The sequence below is a fragment of the Streptomyces sp. NPDC091972 genome (assembly GCF_044756385.1).
Taxonomy (GTDB): Bacteria; Actinomycetota; Actinomycetes; order Streptomycetales; family Streptomycetaceae; genus Streptomyces.
In genome coordinates this window covers 1-15699 of the sequence record NZ_JBIVSV010000001.1, presented here as the reverse complement: position 1 = coordinate 15699, position 15699 = coordinate 1, and the positions used below count along the sequence as shown (strand labels likewise).

Sequence of the window (15699 nt, the reverse complement as noted above, 5' to 3'; positions counted from 1 at the left end):
AATACCAAGCTTTCGGAGTGCCCTTCACCTGCATATCCCTCCAGAGAGAGGTCATGACGACAGTATTCTGTATACTGTTGACCACCAAACGGCCCCTGCTCGGAGGCGACATGGAAGATCTGGATTCCGCGGTGGTGCTGGGCATGTCGGACCAGGCACCCGACGGCATAGTGATCATCGACAGGGACGGGCTGATCCGCTACTGGAACCGGGGGGCCGAGCGCATCTTCGGGTTCTCGGCGGCCGACGTGGCGGGGCGGAGCCTGGACGTCATCATTCCCGAGAGGCACCGCAAGCGGCACCAGGAAGGCTTCGACGCGGCCATGGAGCGGGGGTCCAGCAAGTACGGCGACGCCGACCTGCTGAACGTGCCCGCGCTGGCGGCCGACGGCCGCAAGCTGTCCATCGAGTTCAGCGTGGTGCTGCTGTCCGGCCCGGACGGCAGCCCCTTCTGCGGCGCGGTCATCCGGGACGTCACCGCGCGGCGCGAGCGGGAACGTGAGCTGATGCGGCGCCGGGCCGAGACGACGACGGTCTGAACCCCGCCGGACCGTGCGAAAGCGGCCGTGACCTCCGGGTCACGGCCGCTTCCACGTCGGCTCGGCGTCAGACGATGACGCCGCTCTCCTTGAGCCGGCCGATGGTCTCCTCGTCGTAGCCCAGCTCCACCAGGACCTCGGAGCTGTGCTCACCCAGCAGCGGGGCGCCGACGATCTCCGGCTTGAAGGAGGAGAACTTCACCGGGCTGCCGACGGTCAGGTACGTGCCGCGGCCCTTCTGCTCGACCTCGACGACCGTGCCGCTCTTGCGCAGGTCCTCGTCGTAGGCGATCTCCTTCATGCTCATCACGGGGGCGCAGGGCACCTCCCACTCCCGCAGGATGTCCACCGCCTCGTACTTGGTCTTGTCCGCGAGCCACTTCTCGATCTCCTCGAAGATCTCGAAGATGTGCGACTGGCGGGCGCGCGCGGTGGCGTACTCCGGGTCCTCGGCCCACTCGGGGTGGCCGATCACCTCGGCGGTGCGCTTCCAGTTCTGCTCCTGGACGGTGAAGTAGATGTACGCGTTCGGGTCGGTCTCCCAGCCCTTGCACTTGAGGACCCAGCCGGGCTGGCCGCCGCCGCCCGCGTTGCCGCCGCGCGGTACGACATCGGTGAACTCCCCGTTCGGGTACTGCGGGTACTCCTCCAGGTGGCCGACCCGCTCCAGCCGCTGCTGGTCGCGCAGCTTGACCCGGCACAGGTTGAGCACGGCGTCCTGCATGGAGACGGAGACCTTCTGGCCCCGGCCGGTCTTCCCCCGGTCGATGATCGCGGTGAGGATGCCGATCGCCAGGTGCATCCCGGTGTTGGTGTCGCCGATGGCGGCACCGGAGATGGTGGGCGGGCCGTCCCAGAAGCCGGTGGTGGAGGCGGCGCCGCCCGCGCACTGGGCGACGTTCTCGTAGACCTTGAGGTCGTTCCAGGACGACTGGTCGTTGAACCCCTTGACCGAGCCGAAGATGAGGCGCGGGTTGAGCTCCTGGATGCGCTCCCAGGTGAAGCCCATGCGGTCCAGGGCGCCCGGCGCGAAGTTCTCCACCAGGACGTCGGCGTCCTGGATGAGCTTCTCCAGGACCTCCTTGCCCTCGGCGGTCTTGGTGTTGATGGCGAGGGAGCGCTTGTTGCTGTTGAGCATCGTGAAGTAGAGCGCGTCCAGGTCCTCGATGTCCCTGAGCTGACGGCGCGTCACGTCACCGCCGTTGGGGCGCTCCACCTTCAGGACGTCGGCGCCGAACCAGGCGAGCATCTGCGTGCAGGCGGGACCGGCCTGGACCCCGGTGAAGTCGATCACCTTGATTCCGGCGAGCGGCTTTTCACTCATGTGTGCTTCCTTTTCGTGAACGTGCGCGTACGCAGCGGGAGTTCGGGACGTGAGGGGGGAACTCGGGGTGCGGGGCTGGAGGGTGCGGGGGCTCGGGGTTGCGGGCGGTCACTTCTTCGCCGGCGTGATGTTGCCGACGGTGATGCCCTTGGGGTTCAGGTGCGAGATGTGGCCGCTCTCGGTGCCGGCCGACGGGTCGATCACGCAGTCGATGAGCGCCGGGCCGCCGGAGGCGAGGGCCTCCGTGAGGGCGGCGGTGACCTCGGCGGGCGTGGTGGCCCGGTAGCCCTTGCCGCCGAACGCCTCGATGAGCAGGTCGTGGCGGGCGGCCGACATCAGGGTCGTGGGCGAGGGGGCGTCGTCGTAGGGGTTGGTGTCGTCGCCGCGGTAGACACCGCCGTTGTTCATGATCACGGTGACGACGGGCAGCTTGTAGCGGCAGATCGTCTCGATCTCGATGCCGCTGAACCCGAAGGCGCTGTCGCCCTCGACAGCCACGACCGGGGCGCCGCTCTCCACGGCGGCGGCGATGGCGTAGCCCATGCCGATGCCCATCACGCCCCAGGTGCCGCTGTCGAGGCGGTGGCGCGGGACGTGCATGTCGATGACGTTGCGCGCGATGTCCAGGGCGTTGGCGCCCTCGTTGACGAGGTACGTCTCCGGGTGCTGGTGCACGACGTCCCGTACGGCCTTCAGGGCGCCCATGAACTGCATGGGGTGCGGGTCGGCCTTCAGCCGCTCGGCCATCTTGGCGACGTTCTGCGCCGAGCGCGCCCCGAGTTCCTCGCGCCAGGCCGTGGGGGCCGTGATCTGGCCCGGCTTGGTGCGCTCGGCGAGCGCGTCGAGCACCGACTCGATGTCACCGACGAGGGGGGCGGAGATGGGCTGGTTGCTGTCCATCTCCTTGGGGTCGATGTCGATCTGGACGAACTTCGCGTCGGGGTTCCAGCCCGTCTGGCCGTGGCCCAGCAGCCAGTTGAGGCGGGCGCCGATCAGCATCACGACGTCGGCCTTCTTCAGCGCCAGGGACCGGGCGGTGGCGGCCGACTGCGGGTGGTTGTCGGGGAGCAGGCCCTTCGCCATCGACATCGGTACGTAGGGGATGCCGGTGGACTCGACGAACTGCCGTACCTTGTCGTCGGCCTGGGCGTACGCGGCGCCCTTGCCGAGCACGATCAGCGGGCGCTCGGCGGAGGCCAGCAGCTCGATCGCCCGGTCCACGGCCTCCGGCGCCGGGAGCTGGCGCGGTGCGGGGTCGACCAGCCGGCTCAGCGTCTTGTCGCCCTCCGCCTTGGGCATGATGGCACCGAGCACCGCGGCGGGGATGTCGAGATAGACACCGCCGGGGCGCCCGGAGATCGCGGTGCGCAGGGCGCGGGCGATGCCGCGGCCGATGTCCTCCACCCGGCTGACCCGGTAGGCGGCCTTCACGAAGGGCTGCGCGGCGGCGAGTTGGTCCATCTCCTCGTAGTCGCCCTGCCTCAGGTCGACGAGGTGGCGCTCGCTGGAGCCGGAGATCTGGACCATGGGGAAGCAGTTGGTGGTCGCGTTCGCCAGCGCGACCAGGCCGTTGAGGAAGCCGGGGGCCGAGACCGTGAGGGCCACGCCGGGCTTCTTGTTGAGGTAGCCGGCGATGGCGGCCGCGTGCCCGGCGTTGCTCTCGTGGCGGAAGCCGATGTAGCGGATGCCCTGCGCCTGGGCGAGCCGGGCCAGGTCGGTGATCGGGATGCCGACCACCCCGTAGATGGTGTCGACGTCGTTCATCCTGAGCGCGTCGACGACCAGGTGGTACCCGTCGGTGAGCTCGGTCGGAACGTCGGCTGCTGCCGCGGTCTCCAGGGTCGAGGGAGCGGTCATGGTCCGAGGTCCTCCTTGGGCAGGTCCTGCCGGAGCGGCTACTTCTCTCACCATCCGCAGCGCGCTCGCCCGCGTCCAAGACCCATCGGCGACCAGCCGATAAACGGCGTCTATCGAGGGCTGGTCAGGGGCCCGGCAACTGACTTGATAGACGCTTGCTATCGGCCGTTCGCCAGCGGGTATTGGACGTCCACCGGGTGCCACCGCACGCTCGCAGAGGACGTTTCGTCGGATCTGTGCGAGGGGGTGGGGTCATGGCCGTTCCGGCCGCGGCATCCGTGCGTGACGCGAACCGGTACCGGCCCCCGGAGGTCTCGGACCTCGCCGGCCTCCTCGACCGGCAGGTACGTGAACGGCCGTACAGCCGGGCCCTGGTGGTGACCGGTGAGCGGGTGCCGCTGTCGTACCGGGACCTCGCGGCCCTCGCCGACGACGTGGCCGCCCGGCTCCGCGAGGCGGGGCTGGGGCGTGGTGACGCGGTCGGTCTCATCTGTGCCAACTCCGCGGAGTTCGTCGTCGCACTGCTCGGTGCGGCGCGCGCCGGACTGGTCACGGCCCCGCTGGACCCCGCACTGCCCCCGACCCAACTCGCGTGCCGTCTTACGGCGTTGGGAGCGCGGGCGGTCCTCCTCGACGCCTCGGCCTCCGGTGCCGGCGCGCTCCCGGTGCCCGCCTGGCCGCTGCGCGTGGACGTCTCGCGTGCGGGGGCGGCCGTGGTGTCGCTCGAACCCGGCGCGTGCGGGGCACCCCGAATGACCGCCGCCTCGGCCGAGTTGTCGGACCGGGACGCCCTCGTGCTGTTCACCGCCGGCACCACCGACCGGGCGAAGATGGTTCCGCTGAGCCATGCCAACGTGGCCGCCTCCGTCCGGAACATCTGCGCCACCTACGAGTTGGGGCCCGGTGACGCCACGGTCGCGGTGATGCCGCTCTTCCACGGGCACGGACTGTTCGCGGCGCTGCTGTCCTCCCTGGCGAGCGGGGGGTGTGTGCTGCTGCCGGAGCGGGGACGGTTCTCGGCGGGCACCTTCTGGGACGACATGCGGGCCGTGGACGCCACGTGGTTCACGGCGGTGCCGGCCATCCACGAGATCCTTCTGGACCGCGCGGAGCGGGAGTACCCGGGTCCGCGGGCGCCGCGGCTGAAGTTCGTCCGCAGTTGCAGCGCGCCCCTCAACACCGCGACACAGCGGGCGCTGGAGCGGACCTTCGGCGCGCCGCTGTTGTCGGCGTACGGGATGACCGAGTCCTCGCACCAGGCCACCAGCGAACCGCTGCCGCAGCGGGGAGCGCTCCGGCAGGGATCGGTGGGCCGGCCCACCGGGGTCGCGGTGCGGGTCGTGGACCGCGGCGGGCGCACCTGCCCGGCGGGGGTGGAGGGCGAGGTGTGGGTGCAGGGGCCCACCGTCGCCCGGGGCTACCTGGGCGACGGCGACGAGTCGGCCCGGACCTTCGTCGACGGGTGGCTGCACACCGGTGACCTGGGCACGCTGGACGAGGACGGGTACCTGTCGCTGACCGGACGGATCAAGAACCTCATCAACCGGGGCGGGGAGAAGATCTCACCCGAGCATGTCGAGGACATCCTCGCCGGCTGCCCGGGGGTCGCGGAGGCGGCCGTGTTCGCGGTCCCCGACGCCGTGTACGGGCAGCGGGTCGGTGCCGCCGTGGTGCTCCGCGAGGGCGACACCGTCGACCGCGAGGAGATCCTCCGCTACTGCCACGACCATCTGGCCGCCTTCGAGGTACCGGACCGCGTCGAACTGGTCGCCGCCCTGCCGTACACGGCGAAGGGCGGCCTGGACCGGAAGGCGGTCCAGGCACGGTACGCGCCCTGACGGGGGCGGATGGTCTGCGCGGTGCATGGGAGCCGGGCCACCGGTACTGATGTGCCGCGCGCGCGGACGGGCCTGCGCCGCGGGCTGGGCGGGCGGGCGGCCGGAAGCACGGAAGCGAGGGCCCGGTTGCACAGGCGTGCCGCTGTTGCCGTCGGGATCGGCGGACCATCGTCTCGGGCGGAGGAGATCGGCGAGCGGCCGCGGTGGCCGCACCGAGCGGCTCCGGCTCTGCGCACCGGCACCCGCGCGTGCAGGTCCCGGCCAGGCGGTCGCCCGGACCGGCAGGCGTACGAGGCCGGATTCCGCCCGCGCCGACACAACCGGGACAGCCCGACGGGCTCGGCACTTGCTTGCACCCGGCTTGGAGCGGCCACGGGCCCCAGCCCCTTACCCATTTGCTCGTGCCCAACCCGGAGTAGCCACGGGCCCCGGACCGTTACCCGCCCAGGCCACCCTGCGCGGCCCAGCGGCGCTCCTGCCAGCGCGACCCGGCCAGGCCGTCGGGCGAACCGGCAGATGTACGAGGCCGGAACGCGTCTGCACCGACGTCGGCGGGCAGAGCGGCGGCTTGGCGTTCGCGGGCGCAGGGGCCAGGTGCCGGTCCGACCGCCGACGTGGGTCCGCTCAGCGCACTCGGTGGTCCGGGGGCAGGGGGCGGGCGAAGAAGTCGTCCAGGGACAGGCCGGTCGCCGCGTTGACGAAGGCGCGGGCCGCCACCGAGCCGGGGGTCGCCGCGTGGATGGCGACCGAGACCTGGGCGCCGGCCTCGGGGTCGACCAGGGGGAGCGCGCGGGTGCGGCCGACCACCGGCATGGCGCGCAGCCAGGTGTGCGGGACGATGCTCGCCCAGCCACCGCCGCCCACGTGCGCGTAGAGGGAGGCGATGGAGTCCGTCTCGACCTGCGGGGTGACGACGTACCCCTTCTCCGCGAACACGGTGTCGACGATCTGCCGGATCCGCATGTCCGGTGTCAGGAGGGCGAGCGGCAGCTGGGCCGCGTCCGCCCAGGACACCGTGGCGGACTGGGCGACGAGCTGCTCGTCGGAGACCAGCAGCATGTACCTCTCCTGGTAGAGGGGGACGACCTGGAGCCCCTCCTGGTCGTCCGGGTCGAAGTGGGCGATGGCCACGTCGAGTTCGTAGTCGCGGAGCTGGCGGTGGAGTTCCTTGGTGGACAGCCTCGACCGGACCTGGACCTTGGCCAGCGGGTGCGCCGCGCAGAAGGCGGCCACGGGCAGGGCGAGGGTCGTGGACGCGGTGGGGTCGGTGCCGAGGCGGAGGGTGCCGGTGATGCCCGACTGCACGGCGGCCACCTCCGCCTTGAAGGCGTCCTGTTCGGCGAGGATCCGCTTGGCCCACACCACGAGCCGCTCGCCCTCGGGCGTGAGGCCCTGGTAGTTGTGGCCGCGGTTGATCAGCGTGACGTTCAGCTCGCGTTCCAGTTTGGCGATCGCCGCCGAGAGGGCCGGCTGGGAGACGTAGCAGGACTCCGCCGCCCGGGCGAAGTGCCGTTCCCTCGCCACCGCAACGAAGTACTCGAGCTGCCGGAACAGCATGAGCGGCTCCTCCCTGCCCTGGGATCACTGACTCCATACTGTATGCAGTTCGCAGTGATGTACAGGGAGGAGACCGCACAGCTCAGCGCAGGAGTTCCACCGCGGCCACCACCAGGGGGTCGAGGCAGTCCGCTCCGGCGTCCACGTGCTCGTGGAGGCGTGTGCGCATGCGCGGGTCCCAGAACCTGCCGATGTGCCCCGCGATCGCCTCCGCGGCCTCCTCCCCCGGCAGGTGTCCGAGGTTCCTCGCGATGTCGTTGGCCATCCGGCACTCGGCCGGCACGGTCGCCGCCATCTCAGTCCACCACCGTCACGAGGTCGTTCCCGGCGGCCGCGGTGTCGCTCGACCGGTCGGGGCGGGCCAGGGCCACCTGGACGGCGGTCACCTTGTACTCCGGGCAGTTGGTCGCCCAGTCGGAGTTCTCGGTGGTCACCACGTTGGCTCCGGTGACGGGATGGTGGAACGTGGTGTACACGACCCCCGTCGGCATCCGGTCGGAGATCTCGGCGCGCAGGGTGGTCTGTCCGACGCGGCTGGCCAGGGTGACCATGTCTCCGTGGTTGATGCCGCGGACCTCGGCGTCGTGCGGGTGCAGCTCCAGGACGTCCTCGGGGTGCCAGGCGACGTTGCCGGTGCGGCGGGTCTGCGCGCCGACGTTGTACTGGCTGAGGATGCGGCCGGTGGTGAGGACCAGCGGGAAGCGCCTGGTGCTGCGTTCGTTGGTCGGCACGTAGGAGGTGACGACGAACTTGCCCTTGCCGCGCACGAATTCGTCCACGTGCATGACGGGCGTGCCCTCGGGCGCCGACTCGTTGCACGGCCACTGGACGCTGCCGAGCTTGTCGAGGAGCTCGAAGGAGACGCCGGTGAACGTCGGGGTGACGGAGGCGATCTCGTCCATGATCTGGCCGGGGTGGTCGTACGACATCGCGTAGCCCATGGCGGTGGCGATCTCGCTGACGATCTGCCACTCGTGCTTGCCGGTCTTCGGTTTCATCACCGCGCGCACCCGGTTGATGCGGCGTTCGGCGTTGGTGAAGGTGCCGTCCTTCTCCAGGAAGGACGCGCCGGGCAGGAAGACGTGCGCGAACTTGGCCGTCTCGTTGAGGAACAGGTCCTGCACGACGACGAGTTCCATCGCTTCGAGGGCGGCGGTGACGTGCTTCAGGTTGGGGTCGGACTGGGCGATGTCCTCGCCGTGCACGAACAGTCCGCGGAAGGTGCCGTCGATGGCCGCGTCGAACATGTTGGGGATGCGGAGTCCCGGTTCGGCCAGGAGCGTTCCGCCCCACAGGTTCTCGAAGACGGTCCGGACGGCGTCGTCGGAGACGTGCCGGTAGCCGGGGAGTTCGTGCGGGAAGGAGCCCATGTCGCAGGAGCCCTGCACGTTGTTCTGGCCGCGCAGCGGGTTCACGCCGACGCCGTCGCGGCCGATGTTGCCGCACGCCATCGCGAGGTTGGCCATTCCCATGACCATGGTGGAGCCCTGGCTGTGCTCGGTGACCCCGAGGCCGTAGTAGATGGCGCCGTTGGGTGCCTCGGCGTACAGCCTTGCTGCGGCGCGGAGTTCGGCGGCGGGGACGCCGGTGATCTCCTCGACGGCCTCCGGGCTGTTCTCCGGGCGGGCGATGAACTCGGCCCACTCGTCGAAGCCTTCGCACCGCTGGTCCACGAAGGACCGGTCGACGAGTCCCTCGGTGACGACCACGTGGGCCATGGCGTTGACGACGGCGACGTTGGTGCTGGGCCGCAGCTGGAGGTGGTGCTGGGCCTCGATGTGCGGCGAGCGCACGAGGTCGATGCGACGCGGGTCGACCACGATCAACTTGGCGCCCTCGCGCAGCCGTCGCTTCATCCGTGAGGCGAACACCGGGTGCCCGTCGGTGGGGTTGGCGCCGATCACCATGATGACGTCGGCCTCGGCGACCGAGCGGAAGTCCTGGGTGCCGGCGGACTCGCCGAAGGTCTGCTTGAGACCGTATCCCGTCGGGGAGTGGCAGACGCGGGCGCAGGTGTCGACGTTGTTGTTGCCGAAGGCCGCGCGGACCATCTTCTGGACGACGTAGACCTCTTCGTTGGTGCAGCGCGAGGAGGTGATGGCGCCGATCGCGCCGGCCCCGTGCCGCTCCTGGATCTCGCGCATCCGGCGGGCGACCGTGCCGATCGCCTCGTCCCAGTCGACCTCGCGCCAGGGGTCGGTGATCCGGTCGCGGACCATCGGCCTGAGCTGCCGGTCGGGGTGGGTGGCGTAGCCGAAGGCGAAGCGGCCCTTGACGCAGGAGTGGCCCTCGTTGGCGCCGCCGTCCTTGTACGGGACCATGCGCACGAGTTCGTCGCCGCGCAGTTCGGCCTTGAAGGAGCAGCCGACCCCGCAGTAGGCGCAGGTGGTCACCACGGACCTGGTGGGCATGCCCAGTTCGACGACCGAGCGCTCCTGGAGCGTGGACGTGGGGCAGGCCTGGACGCAGGCCCCGCAGGAGACGCACTCGGAGTCCATGAAGGACTCGCCCGCGCCCGCCGCGACCTTGGAGTCGAAGCCGCGCCCTTCGATGGTGAGGGCGAAGGTGCCCTGGACCTCCCCGCAGGCGCGGACGCAGCGGGAGCAGGCGATGCACTTGGACGGGTCGAAGTCGAAGTAGGGGTTGGAGGTGTCCTTCTCGGCGTCGAGGTGGTTCTCGCCCTCGTAGCCGTAGCGGACCTGCCTCAGGCCCACCACCCCTGCCATGTCCTGGAGTTCGCAGTCGCCGTTGGCCGGGCAGGTCAGGCAGTCCAACGGGTGGTCGGAGATGTAGAGCTCCATGACGCCCTGGCGGAGCTTCTCCACCTTCGGGGTCTGGGTGCTGACCTTCATGCCGTCGGCGCAGGGGGTGGTGCAGGACGCGGGTGTGCCGCGGCGGCCGTCGATCTCGACCACGCACAACCGGCAGGAGCCGAACGCCTCCAGGCTGTCGGTGGCGCACAACTTGGGTATGTCGACGCCTGCTTGGGCCGCCGCGCGCATCACCGAGGTGCCCTCGGGGACGGTCACCGGCAGACCGTCCACCTCCACGGACACCGTGGCCGGGCCCGGCCGTTCCGGGGTGCCGAAGTCGGGTTCCTTGAGGAGTGTCATGCCGTGCCCTCCGTCTTGGGGCCAGTCGCCTGTACGGGCTGGATGTCCAGGAGTCGACGGCCGCCGAGGAAGTCGTCGGGGAAGTGGGTCAGGGCGCTGCGCACGGGCAGCGGGGTCAGCCCGCCCATCGCGCACAGCGAGCCCTCGGTCATCAGGTCGCAGAGGTCCTCCAGCAGGGCGAGGTTCTCGTCCCGGTGGGTGCCGGCGACGATCTTGTCGATCACCTCGACTCCGCGCACCGCGCCGACCCGGCACGGGGTGCACTTGCCGCAGGACTCCTCGGCGCAGAACTCCATCGCGAAGCGGGCCTGGGCGGCCATGTCCACGCTGTCGTCGAACACGACCACGCCGCCGTGGCCGACCATCGCTCCGGCGGCCGCGAACGCCTCGTAGTCCATGGGGAGGTCGAACATCGACTCCGGCAGGTACGCGCCGAGGGGGCCGCCGACCTGTGCGGTGCGCACCGGGCGCCCGGAGTGCGTGCCGCCGCCGTACCCCTCGATGAGCTCGCGCAGGGTGATGCCGAAGGCGGTCTCCACGATGCCGCCGCGGGCGATGTTGCCGCCGAGCTGGAACACCTGGGTGCCGCGGGAGCGTTCGACGCCGAGCTGCTCGTACGCCTTCGCGCCCTCGGCCAGGACGACGGGCACGGTGGCCAGGGTGAGGACGTTGTTCACCACGGTCGGCTTGCCGAACAGGCCCTCGATCGCGGGGATCGGCGGTTTCGCGCGGACCATGCCGCGCTTGCCCTCCAGGCTCTCCAGCATGGAGGTCTCCTCGCCGCAGATGTACGCGCCGGCGCCGACGCGGACGTGCAGGTCGAAGTGGAGGGCGGAGCCGAGGACGTTCCTGCCGAGCCAGCCGTGCTCGCGGGCGATCCCGATGGCCCGGCGCATCGTGGCCACCGCGTCCGGGTACTCCGAGCGGATGTAGATGTAGCCCTCGCTCGCTCCGACCGCGTGCGCGGCGATGGTCATGCCCTCGATGAGCATGAACGGGTCGCCCTCCATGACCATGCGGTCGGCGAAGGTCCCGCTGTCGCCCTCGTCCGCGTTGCAGCAGACGAACTTCAGCTCGTCCGTGCAGTCGAGGACGGTCTTCCACTTGATGCCGGCCGGGAATCCGGCGCCGCCGCGGCCGCGCAGTCCGGACGCGGTGACCTCGGCGACCACGTCCGCGGGCGCGAGCTCCAGGGCGGCGCGCAGTCCGGCGAGGCCGCCGTGCGCCTCGTAGTCCTCGGCGGACAGCGGGTCGGTCACGCCGACCCGGGCGAAGGTGACGCGGTTCTGGCTCGCCAGCCAGGGCAGTTCGTCGACGACGCCGAGGCGCAGCGGATGGTCCGCGCCGTCGAGCATGCCCGCGGCCAGCAGTCCGTCGATGTCCTCGGGGGCCACCGGGCCGTAGCCGACGCGTCCTTGTGATGTCACGACCTCGACCAGAGGCTCCAGCCACAGCATGCCGCGCGAGCCGTTGCGTACGACGTCGATGGCGAAGTCGCCGCGGTCCGCGGCACGTTGGAGGGCGTGCGCGACCTCGTCGGCGCCGACGGACCGGGCCGCCGAGTCGCGGGGGACGTAGACGGTGGCCGTGGAGTGGGATGCGTTGTTCATGAGGAGACCGTCCCGTTGAGAAGGGAGCCCAGCCGGGCGGGGCCGACTCGCCCGTGGAGCCGTCCGTTCACCTCGACGGCGGGCCCCAGCGCGCAGTTGCCGAGGCAGAAGACCTGCTCGACGGTGACCGAGCCGTCCGCCGAGGTCTCCCCCAGGGGCAGTCCGGCCTCGCGTGCGTAGCTCACCAGCCGGTCCGCGCCCAGGGCCTGGCAGGCCTCGGCGCGGCAGATGCGCACGGTGGTACGGCCGGCGGGCTCGCGGCGGAAGTCGTGGTAGAAGGTCACCACTCCGTGCACGTCCGCCCGGGAGAGGTTGAGCTCCTCGGCGAGGACCGGCACGGCCTCCTGCGGTACATGCCCCAACTCGGCCTGGAGGGCGTGCAGTACGGGAAGCAGGGCGCCGCGCTCCTCCCGGTGACGGGCCACCACCCTCCGGACCACGCTCTCGACCGTCACATCGCTCCCGCTGGTCGTCATGATCGCTTCGCCTTCCGTCACGCGGGTCCCCCGGCGAGGGATGCAGGAGACTCGGACAATACTCCATACAGACTTCTGTATACACAACCCTGCCGCAGTGGAGGGCGAGCATTCTGACGATGGCGCCGCGCGCGCCGACCCGGGTCGTCCCGGTCGCGCTCCCCGCCATGTTGCATACCAAAACCTGTATGCTGACGCGGCCGTCGGCAACCCTCCGGACGGCCTCCACTTGGCAGAGCCGCCGCCCGGCGACACCGGCGGCAGAACGGGACAACCATGCGCGAGGCACTCACGGCCGCAGCGTCCCGGCGCGTCACCCGCCCGGCACCGCTGCGTCAGGCCGTGTACGACGCCCTGACCGAGCTGATCATCAACGGCTCCCTCAAGCCCGGCCAGCATCTCGTCGAGGCCGAGCTCGCCGAACACCTCGGCGTCAGCCGCCAGCCGGTGCGCGAGGCCCTCCAGCGGCTCCAGACCGCCGGCTGGGTCGATCTGCGGCCCGCCCAGGGCGCCTTCGTCCACTCCCCCACCGAGGAGGAGGCCGCCCAACTCCTCGGCGTCCGGGCCGTTCTGGAGACCTACTCGGCCCAGCTCGCCGCGCAGAACGCGAAGCCCGAGGACATCACACGCCTCGACGAGCTCCAGCTGGAGGGCATCGCCGCTCTCGCCGACGGCGACGTCGAGCGGCTGGTCGCCGCCAACACCGCGCTGCACGACTTCATCACCGCCGTCGCCGACAACGCCGTGCTGGCCGAACTGATCGCCCAGGTCGGCCAGAAGGTCCGCTGGTACTACACGCCCATCGCCAAGCCCCGCGGCAAGGAGGCGTGGAACGAGCACACCCAGCTCATCAGGGCCATCGCCAAGGGCGACGCGGAGCTGGCGGGCGAGGTCATGCGCAAGCACACCGAGCGCACGGCCGACTTCTACCGCAGGCAGATCGCGGCCAGGGCGCACCAGGACTGACGTCGGACCGGGCACGGTTCAGGACGCGGCGAGGGAGCCGGCGGGACTGCGGGTGCCCGTGAGGCCGAGGGCCGGATCGAGGGCCGGTGGACGGCGGGTCCCGGCGGCGGCGCGCAGTTCGAGCAGCCACGGCAGGACCGTGCGCAGCACGGTGTCGAGCCCGCCGCCGTCGGTGCCGAGCATCGCCTCCGCGGGCACCAGCACCGGGTCGGCGAACACCGTGGATGTCCCGCTGCCGCGGGGTCCGGCGGCGCCGGGCCGGGCGGGGACGAACAGGTCCGGGGCGTGCGCCGGGACCGCCCACAGGGTCAGCCCGTCGGCGGCGGCGAGGGGCCGGGAGGACCAGACGTAGAGGTCGGCCTCGCCCGCCGCGACCACCCGCTGCTTGCGGCCCCGCAGCGCCACCACGTCACCGGAACGGGTGGCCGCGGAGCGCGGCACGAGGAGCTGGGTCTCCGCCCCGGGTCCGTCCAGTGCCGCCTCCTCCTCGGTCTCCGCGAGGGCGAGGGCGGCGAGATGGCGTCCGGCGGCGATCTCCGCGCGCAGCCAGGGGCCGCCGTGCGCCTCGATCACGGCGACGGCCGCGTAGTGGGACTGGAGCACGGCCGCGGTGGCGGGGCAGACGCGCGCGGTCCGCGCGACGACGTCGACGGCTTCGGGCAACCCCCGTCCGCCGCCGCCGAATTCGGTGGAGACGGTGAGTCCGAGGAGTCCCGCGTCACCGAGGGCCGTCACGGCGCCGCGGGGGAACCGGCCCTGGACGGCCGCCGCTTCGGCGACGGGTCCGACGACGCCGGTCAGGATTTCGGAGAGAGCGGTGCGGTACGACACGGGGCGACCCCCTCGGGCGTGGCTGTTCGTCCACTGTCGAACGATGATTGCATACAGTATTCTGCATGTGAAGGTGACCGCGCAAGGCCAGGCGATCGCCGGACGGCTCGACCCACCAGCCGAACGAGGGAGACGGGGCCCATGCCCGACACACCCACCGTGACCGCTCACGGCCCGATCAGCAGGCCCACCCCGCTGCGCCAGGCGGTCTACGAGGCCCTCACCGAACTGATCATCAACGGCTCGCTCACCCCCGGCCAGCACCTCGTCGAGGCCGAGCTGGCCGAGAGCCTCGGGGTGAGCCGGCAGCCGATCCGTGAGGCGCTCCAGCGGCTCCAGACCGCCGGCTGGGTCGACCTGCGCCCCTCCCAGGGGGCGTTCGTGCACTCCCCCACCACCGACGAGTGCGCCCAGCTGCTCAGCGTCCGGGCCCTCCTGGAGACGCACTCCGCGCGCGGCGCCGCCCAGCACGCCACTCCCCGGGACGTCGCCCGCCTGTGGGAGCTCCAGCAGACCGGTCTGAGCGCCCTCGCCAGCGGGGACGCCCGGGCCATCGTGGAGGCGAACGCCGCCCTGCACGGCCACATCACGCTGCTGTCCCGCAACGCGGTCCTCGCCGAGCTCATCCCGCAGGTCGACCGCCGGGTGCGCTGGTACTACATGCCCATCGCCAAGCCCCGCGGCAAGGACGCCTGGAACGAACACGCGAGGATCATCGAGGCCATCGGCGAGGGCGCCCCCGACCGCGCCGAGGAACTGATGCGCCGGCACACCCGCAACACCACCGACTTCTACTGCCGGCAGATCACCGCCGTGGCCGGCCGGGGCGACTGACCCCGGCCGACCGCCCCCCAACCGGGGCGGGCGGCTCAGGAGTTCGGAGCGATCTCCCGCAACAGCCCCGTCGTGACGTCGAAGACGAAGCCGCGCACGTCGTCGGTGTGCGGCAGGAACGGCGAGGTGCGCACCCGCTGGATGGACTGCCGTACGTCCTGGTCGACGTCGCGGAAGGCCTCCACCGCCCAGGCGGGGCGCTGGCCGACCTCCAGTTCCAGTTCGTGCCGGAAGTCCTCGGTCAGGGTCTGAAGACCGCAGCCGGTGTGGTGGATGAGCGCCACGCTGCGGGTGCCGAGGGCGCGCTGACTGATCGTCAGGGAGCGGATCGTGTCGTCGGTGACGACGCCTCCGGCGTTGCGGATGGTGTGGCAGTCGCCGAGTTGCAGGCCGAGTGCGGCGTGCAGATCGAGGCGGGCGTCCATGCAGGCCACGACGGCCACCCGCAGGACGGGCCGGGCGCCCATGCCGGGGTCGGTGAATCCGGCGGCGTAGGCGCGGTTGGCTTCCACGAGGCGGTCGGTGACCGTCGCGGTTCGGGGTACGGAAGTCGACATGTGGGGCTACCTCACTCCGGTCGAGTCGGTCAGATGACGCCCTGCTCCTTGAGCTGCGGCAACTCGGCCGCGGAGAGGCCGAGTTCGTGGACGTAGATGTCCTCGTTGTGTTGGCCGAGGAGGGGTGGGGTGGTGATGCGGGTGGGTGAGTCGGAGAGTTTGAGGGGGTTGCCGACCGTGGTGAAGGAGCCGCGCTC

At 71.2% G+C, this 15699-nt stretch carries 13 protein-coding genes and 1 pseudogene; 4 read left to right on the top strand and 10 right to left on the bottom strand.

Annotated features, from left to right (window positions below; translation table 11 throughout):
• The first annotated feature begins 110 nt into the window (after positions 1-110).
• Positions 111-539 (top strand): PAS domain S-box protein, encoded by a 429-nt coding sequence (locus ACIQJT_RS00070; RefSeq protein WP_402638493.1) that lies wholly within the window; start codon positions 111-113, stop codon positions 537-539.
• A gap of 67 nt (positions 540-606) precedes the next feature.
• Here the strand turns inward: ACIQJT_RS00070 and frc are convergent, their stop codons facing one another.
• Both frc and oxc read right to left on the bottom strand, forming a co-directional pair.
• A complete protein-coding gene (frc, locus tag ACIQJT_RS00065) occupies positions 607-1863 on the bottom strand; it encodes a formyl-CoA transferase (RefSeq protein WP_402638491.1) in 1257 nt (418 codons plus the stop codon).
• A 108-nt stretch (positions 1864-1971) separates the two neighbouring features.
• Positions 1972-3720 (bottom strand): oxalyl-CoA decarboxylase, encoded by a 1749-nt coding sequence (oxc, locus tag ACIQJT_RS00060; RefSeq protein ID WP_365453865.1) that lies wholly within the window; start codon positions 3718-3720, stop codon positions 1972-1974.
• A gap of 254 nt (positions 3721-3974) precedes the next feature.
• On the opposite strand from oxc, the gene ACIQJT_RS00055 reads away from it, so the two are divergent.
• Positions 3975-5558 (top strand): FadD7 family fatty acid--CoA ligase, encoded by a 1584-nt coding sequence (locus tag ACIQJT_RS00055; RefSeq protein ID WP_402638488.1) that lies wholly within the window; start codon positions 3975-3977, stop codon positions 5556-5558.
• Positions 5559-6182: 624 nt separating this feature from the next.
• Here the strand turns inward: ACIQJT_RS00055 and ACIQJT_RS00050 are convergent.
• The 5 genes from ACIQJT_RS00050 to ACIQJT_RS00030 all read right to left on the bottom strand — a co-directional run bounded on the left by ACIQJT_RS00050 (position 6183) and on the right by ACIQJT_RS00030 (position 12314).
• Positions 6183-7115 (bottom strand): LysR family transcriptional regulator, encoded by a 933-nt coding sequence (locus ACIQJT_RS00050; protein WP_365453859.1) that lies wholly within the window; start codon positions 7113-7115, stop codon positions 6183-6185.
• Between the two features lie 82 nt (positions 7116-7197).
• Positions 7198-7410 (bottom strand): formate dehydrogenase subunit delta, encoded by a 213-nt coding sequence (locus tag ACIQJT_RS00045; protein ID WP_402638485.1) that lies wholly within the window; start codon positions 7408-7410, stop codon positions 7198-7200.
• A 1-nt stretch (position 7411) separates the two neighbouring features.
• A complete protein-coding gene (fdhF, locus tag ACIQJT_RS00040) occupies positions 7412-10228 on the bottom strand; it encodes a formate dehydrogenase subunit alpha (RefSeq protein WP_402638482.1) in 2817 nt (938 codons plus the stop codon).
• Positions 10225-11838 carry a formate dehydrogenase beta subunit gene (locus tag ACIQJT_RS00035; protein ID WP_402638480.1) on the bottom strand — a complete coding sequence of 538 codons (1614 nt, stop codon included), beginning with the start codon at positions 11836-11838 and terminating at the stop codon, positions 10225-10227. Before ACIQJT_RS00035 ends, fdhF begins: the two co-directional genes overlap by 4 nt.
• Positions 11835-12314 carry a formate dehydrogenase subunit gamma gene (locus ACIQJT_RS00030; protein ID WP_402638477.1) on the bottom strand — a complete coding sequence of 160 codons (480 nt, stop codon included), beginning with the start codon at positions 12312-12314 and terminating at the stop codon, positions 11835-11837. Before ACIQJT_RS00030 ends, ACIQJT_RS00035 begins: the two co-directional genes overlap by 4 nt.
• A gap of 276 nt (positions 12315-12590) precedes the next feature.
• On the opposite strand from ACIQJT_RS00030, the gene ACIQJT_RS00025 reads away from it, so the two are divergent.
• Positions 12591-13280, top strand: a complete 690-nt coding sequence (locus ACIQJT_RS00025; protein ID WP_365453844.1) for a GntR family transcriptional regulator — start codon at positions 12591-12593, stop codon at positions 13278-13280.
• Positions 13281-13298: 18 nt separating this feature from the next.
• On the opposite strand, the gene ACIQJT_RS00020 is transcribed toward ACIQJT_RS00025, so the two are convergent.
• The gene (locus ACIQJT_RS00020) at positions 13299-14111 is read right to left on the bottom strand and encodes an acyl-CoA dehydrogenase family protein (protein WP_402638474.1); all 813 of its coding nucleotides are present in this window, start codon (positions 14109-14111) and stop codon (positions 13299-13301) included.
• Between the two features lie 141 nt (positions 14112-14252).
• Between ACIQJT_RS00020 and ACIQJT_RS00015 the strand changes: the two genes are divergently transcribed.
• Positions 14253-14945, top strand: coding sequence for a GntR family transcriptional regulator (locus ACIQJT_RS00015; RefSeq protein ID WP_365453838.1), 693 nt, complete (start codon positions 14253-14255; stop codon positions 14943-14945).
• Positions 14946-14980: 35 nt separating this feature from the next.
• Here the strand turns inward: ACIQJT_RS00015 and ACIQJT_RS00010 are convergent, their stop codons facing one another.
• Positions 14981-15502 (bottom strand): carbonic anhydrase, encoded by a 522-nt coding sequence (locus ACIQJT_RS00010; RefSeq protein WP_053850062.1) that lies wholly within the window; start codon positions 15500-15502, stop codon positions 14981-14983.
• Positions 15503-15531: 29 nt separating this feature from the next.
• Positions 15532-15699, bottom strand: a pseudogene (locus ACIQJT_RS00005) (formyl-CoA transferase); the annotation flags it as partial.

Bases quoted from the DNA above. Each gene is read 5' to 3' on its own strand.
- ACIQJT_RS00070 (WP_402638493.1), top strand. From the start codon at position 111: ATGGAAGATCTGGATTCCGCGGTGGTGCTGGGCATGTCGGACCAGGCA.
- frc (WP_402638491.1), bottom strand. From the start codon at position 1,863: ATGAGTGAAAAGCCGCTCGCCGGAATCAAGGTGATCGACTTCACCGGG.
- oxc (WP_365453865.1), bottom strand. From the start codon at position 3,720: ATGACCGCTCCCTCGACCCTGGAGACCGCGGCAGCAGCCGACGTTCCG.
- ACIQJT_RS00055 (WP_402638488.1), top strand. From the start codon at position 3,975: ATGGCCGTTCCGGCCGCGGCATCCGTGCGTGACGCGAACCGGTACCGG.
- ACIQJT_RS00050 (WP_365453859.1), bottom strand. From the start codon at position 7,115: ATGCTGTTCCGGCAGCTCGAGTACTTCGTTGCGGTGGCGAGGGAACGG.
- ACIQJT_RS00045 (WP_402638485.1), bottom strand. From the start codon at position 7,410: ATGGCGGCGACCGTGCCGGCCGAGTGCCGGATGGCCAACGACATCGCG.
- fdhF (WP_402638482.1), bottom strand. From the start codon at position 10,228: ATGACACTCCTCAAGGAACCCGACTTCGGCACCCCGGAACGGCCGGGC.
- ACIQJT_RS00035 (WP_402638480.1), bottom strand. From the start codon at position 11,838: ATGAACAACGCATCCCACTCCACGGCCACCGTCTACGTCCCCCGCGAC.
- ACIQJT_RS00030 (WP_402638477.1), bottom strand. From the start codon at position 12,314: ATGACGACCAGCGGGAGCGATGTGACGGTCGAGAGCGTGGTCCGGAGG.
- ACIQJT_RS00025 (WP_365453844.1), top strand. From the start codon at position 12,591: ATGCGCGAGGCACTCACGGCCGCAGCGTCCCGGCGCGTCACCCGCCCG.
- ACIQJT_RS00015 (WP_365453838.1), top strand. From the start codon at position 14,253: ATGCCCGACACACCCACCGTGACCGCTCACGGCCCGATCAGCAGGCCC.
- ACIQJT_RS00010 (WP_053850062.1), bottom strand. From the start codon at position 15,502: ATGTCGACTTCCGTACCCCGAACCGCGACGGTCACCGACCGCCTCGTG.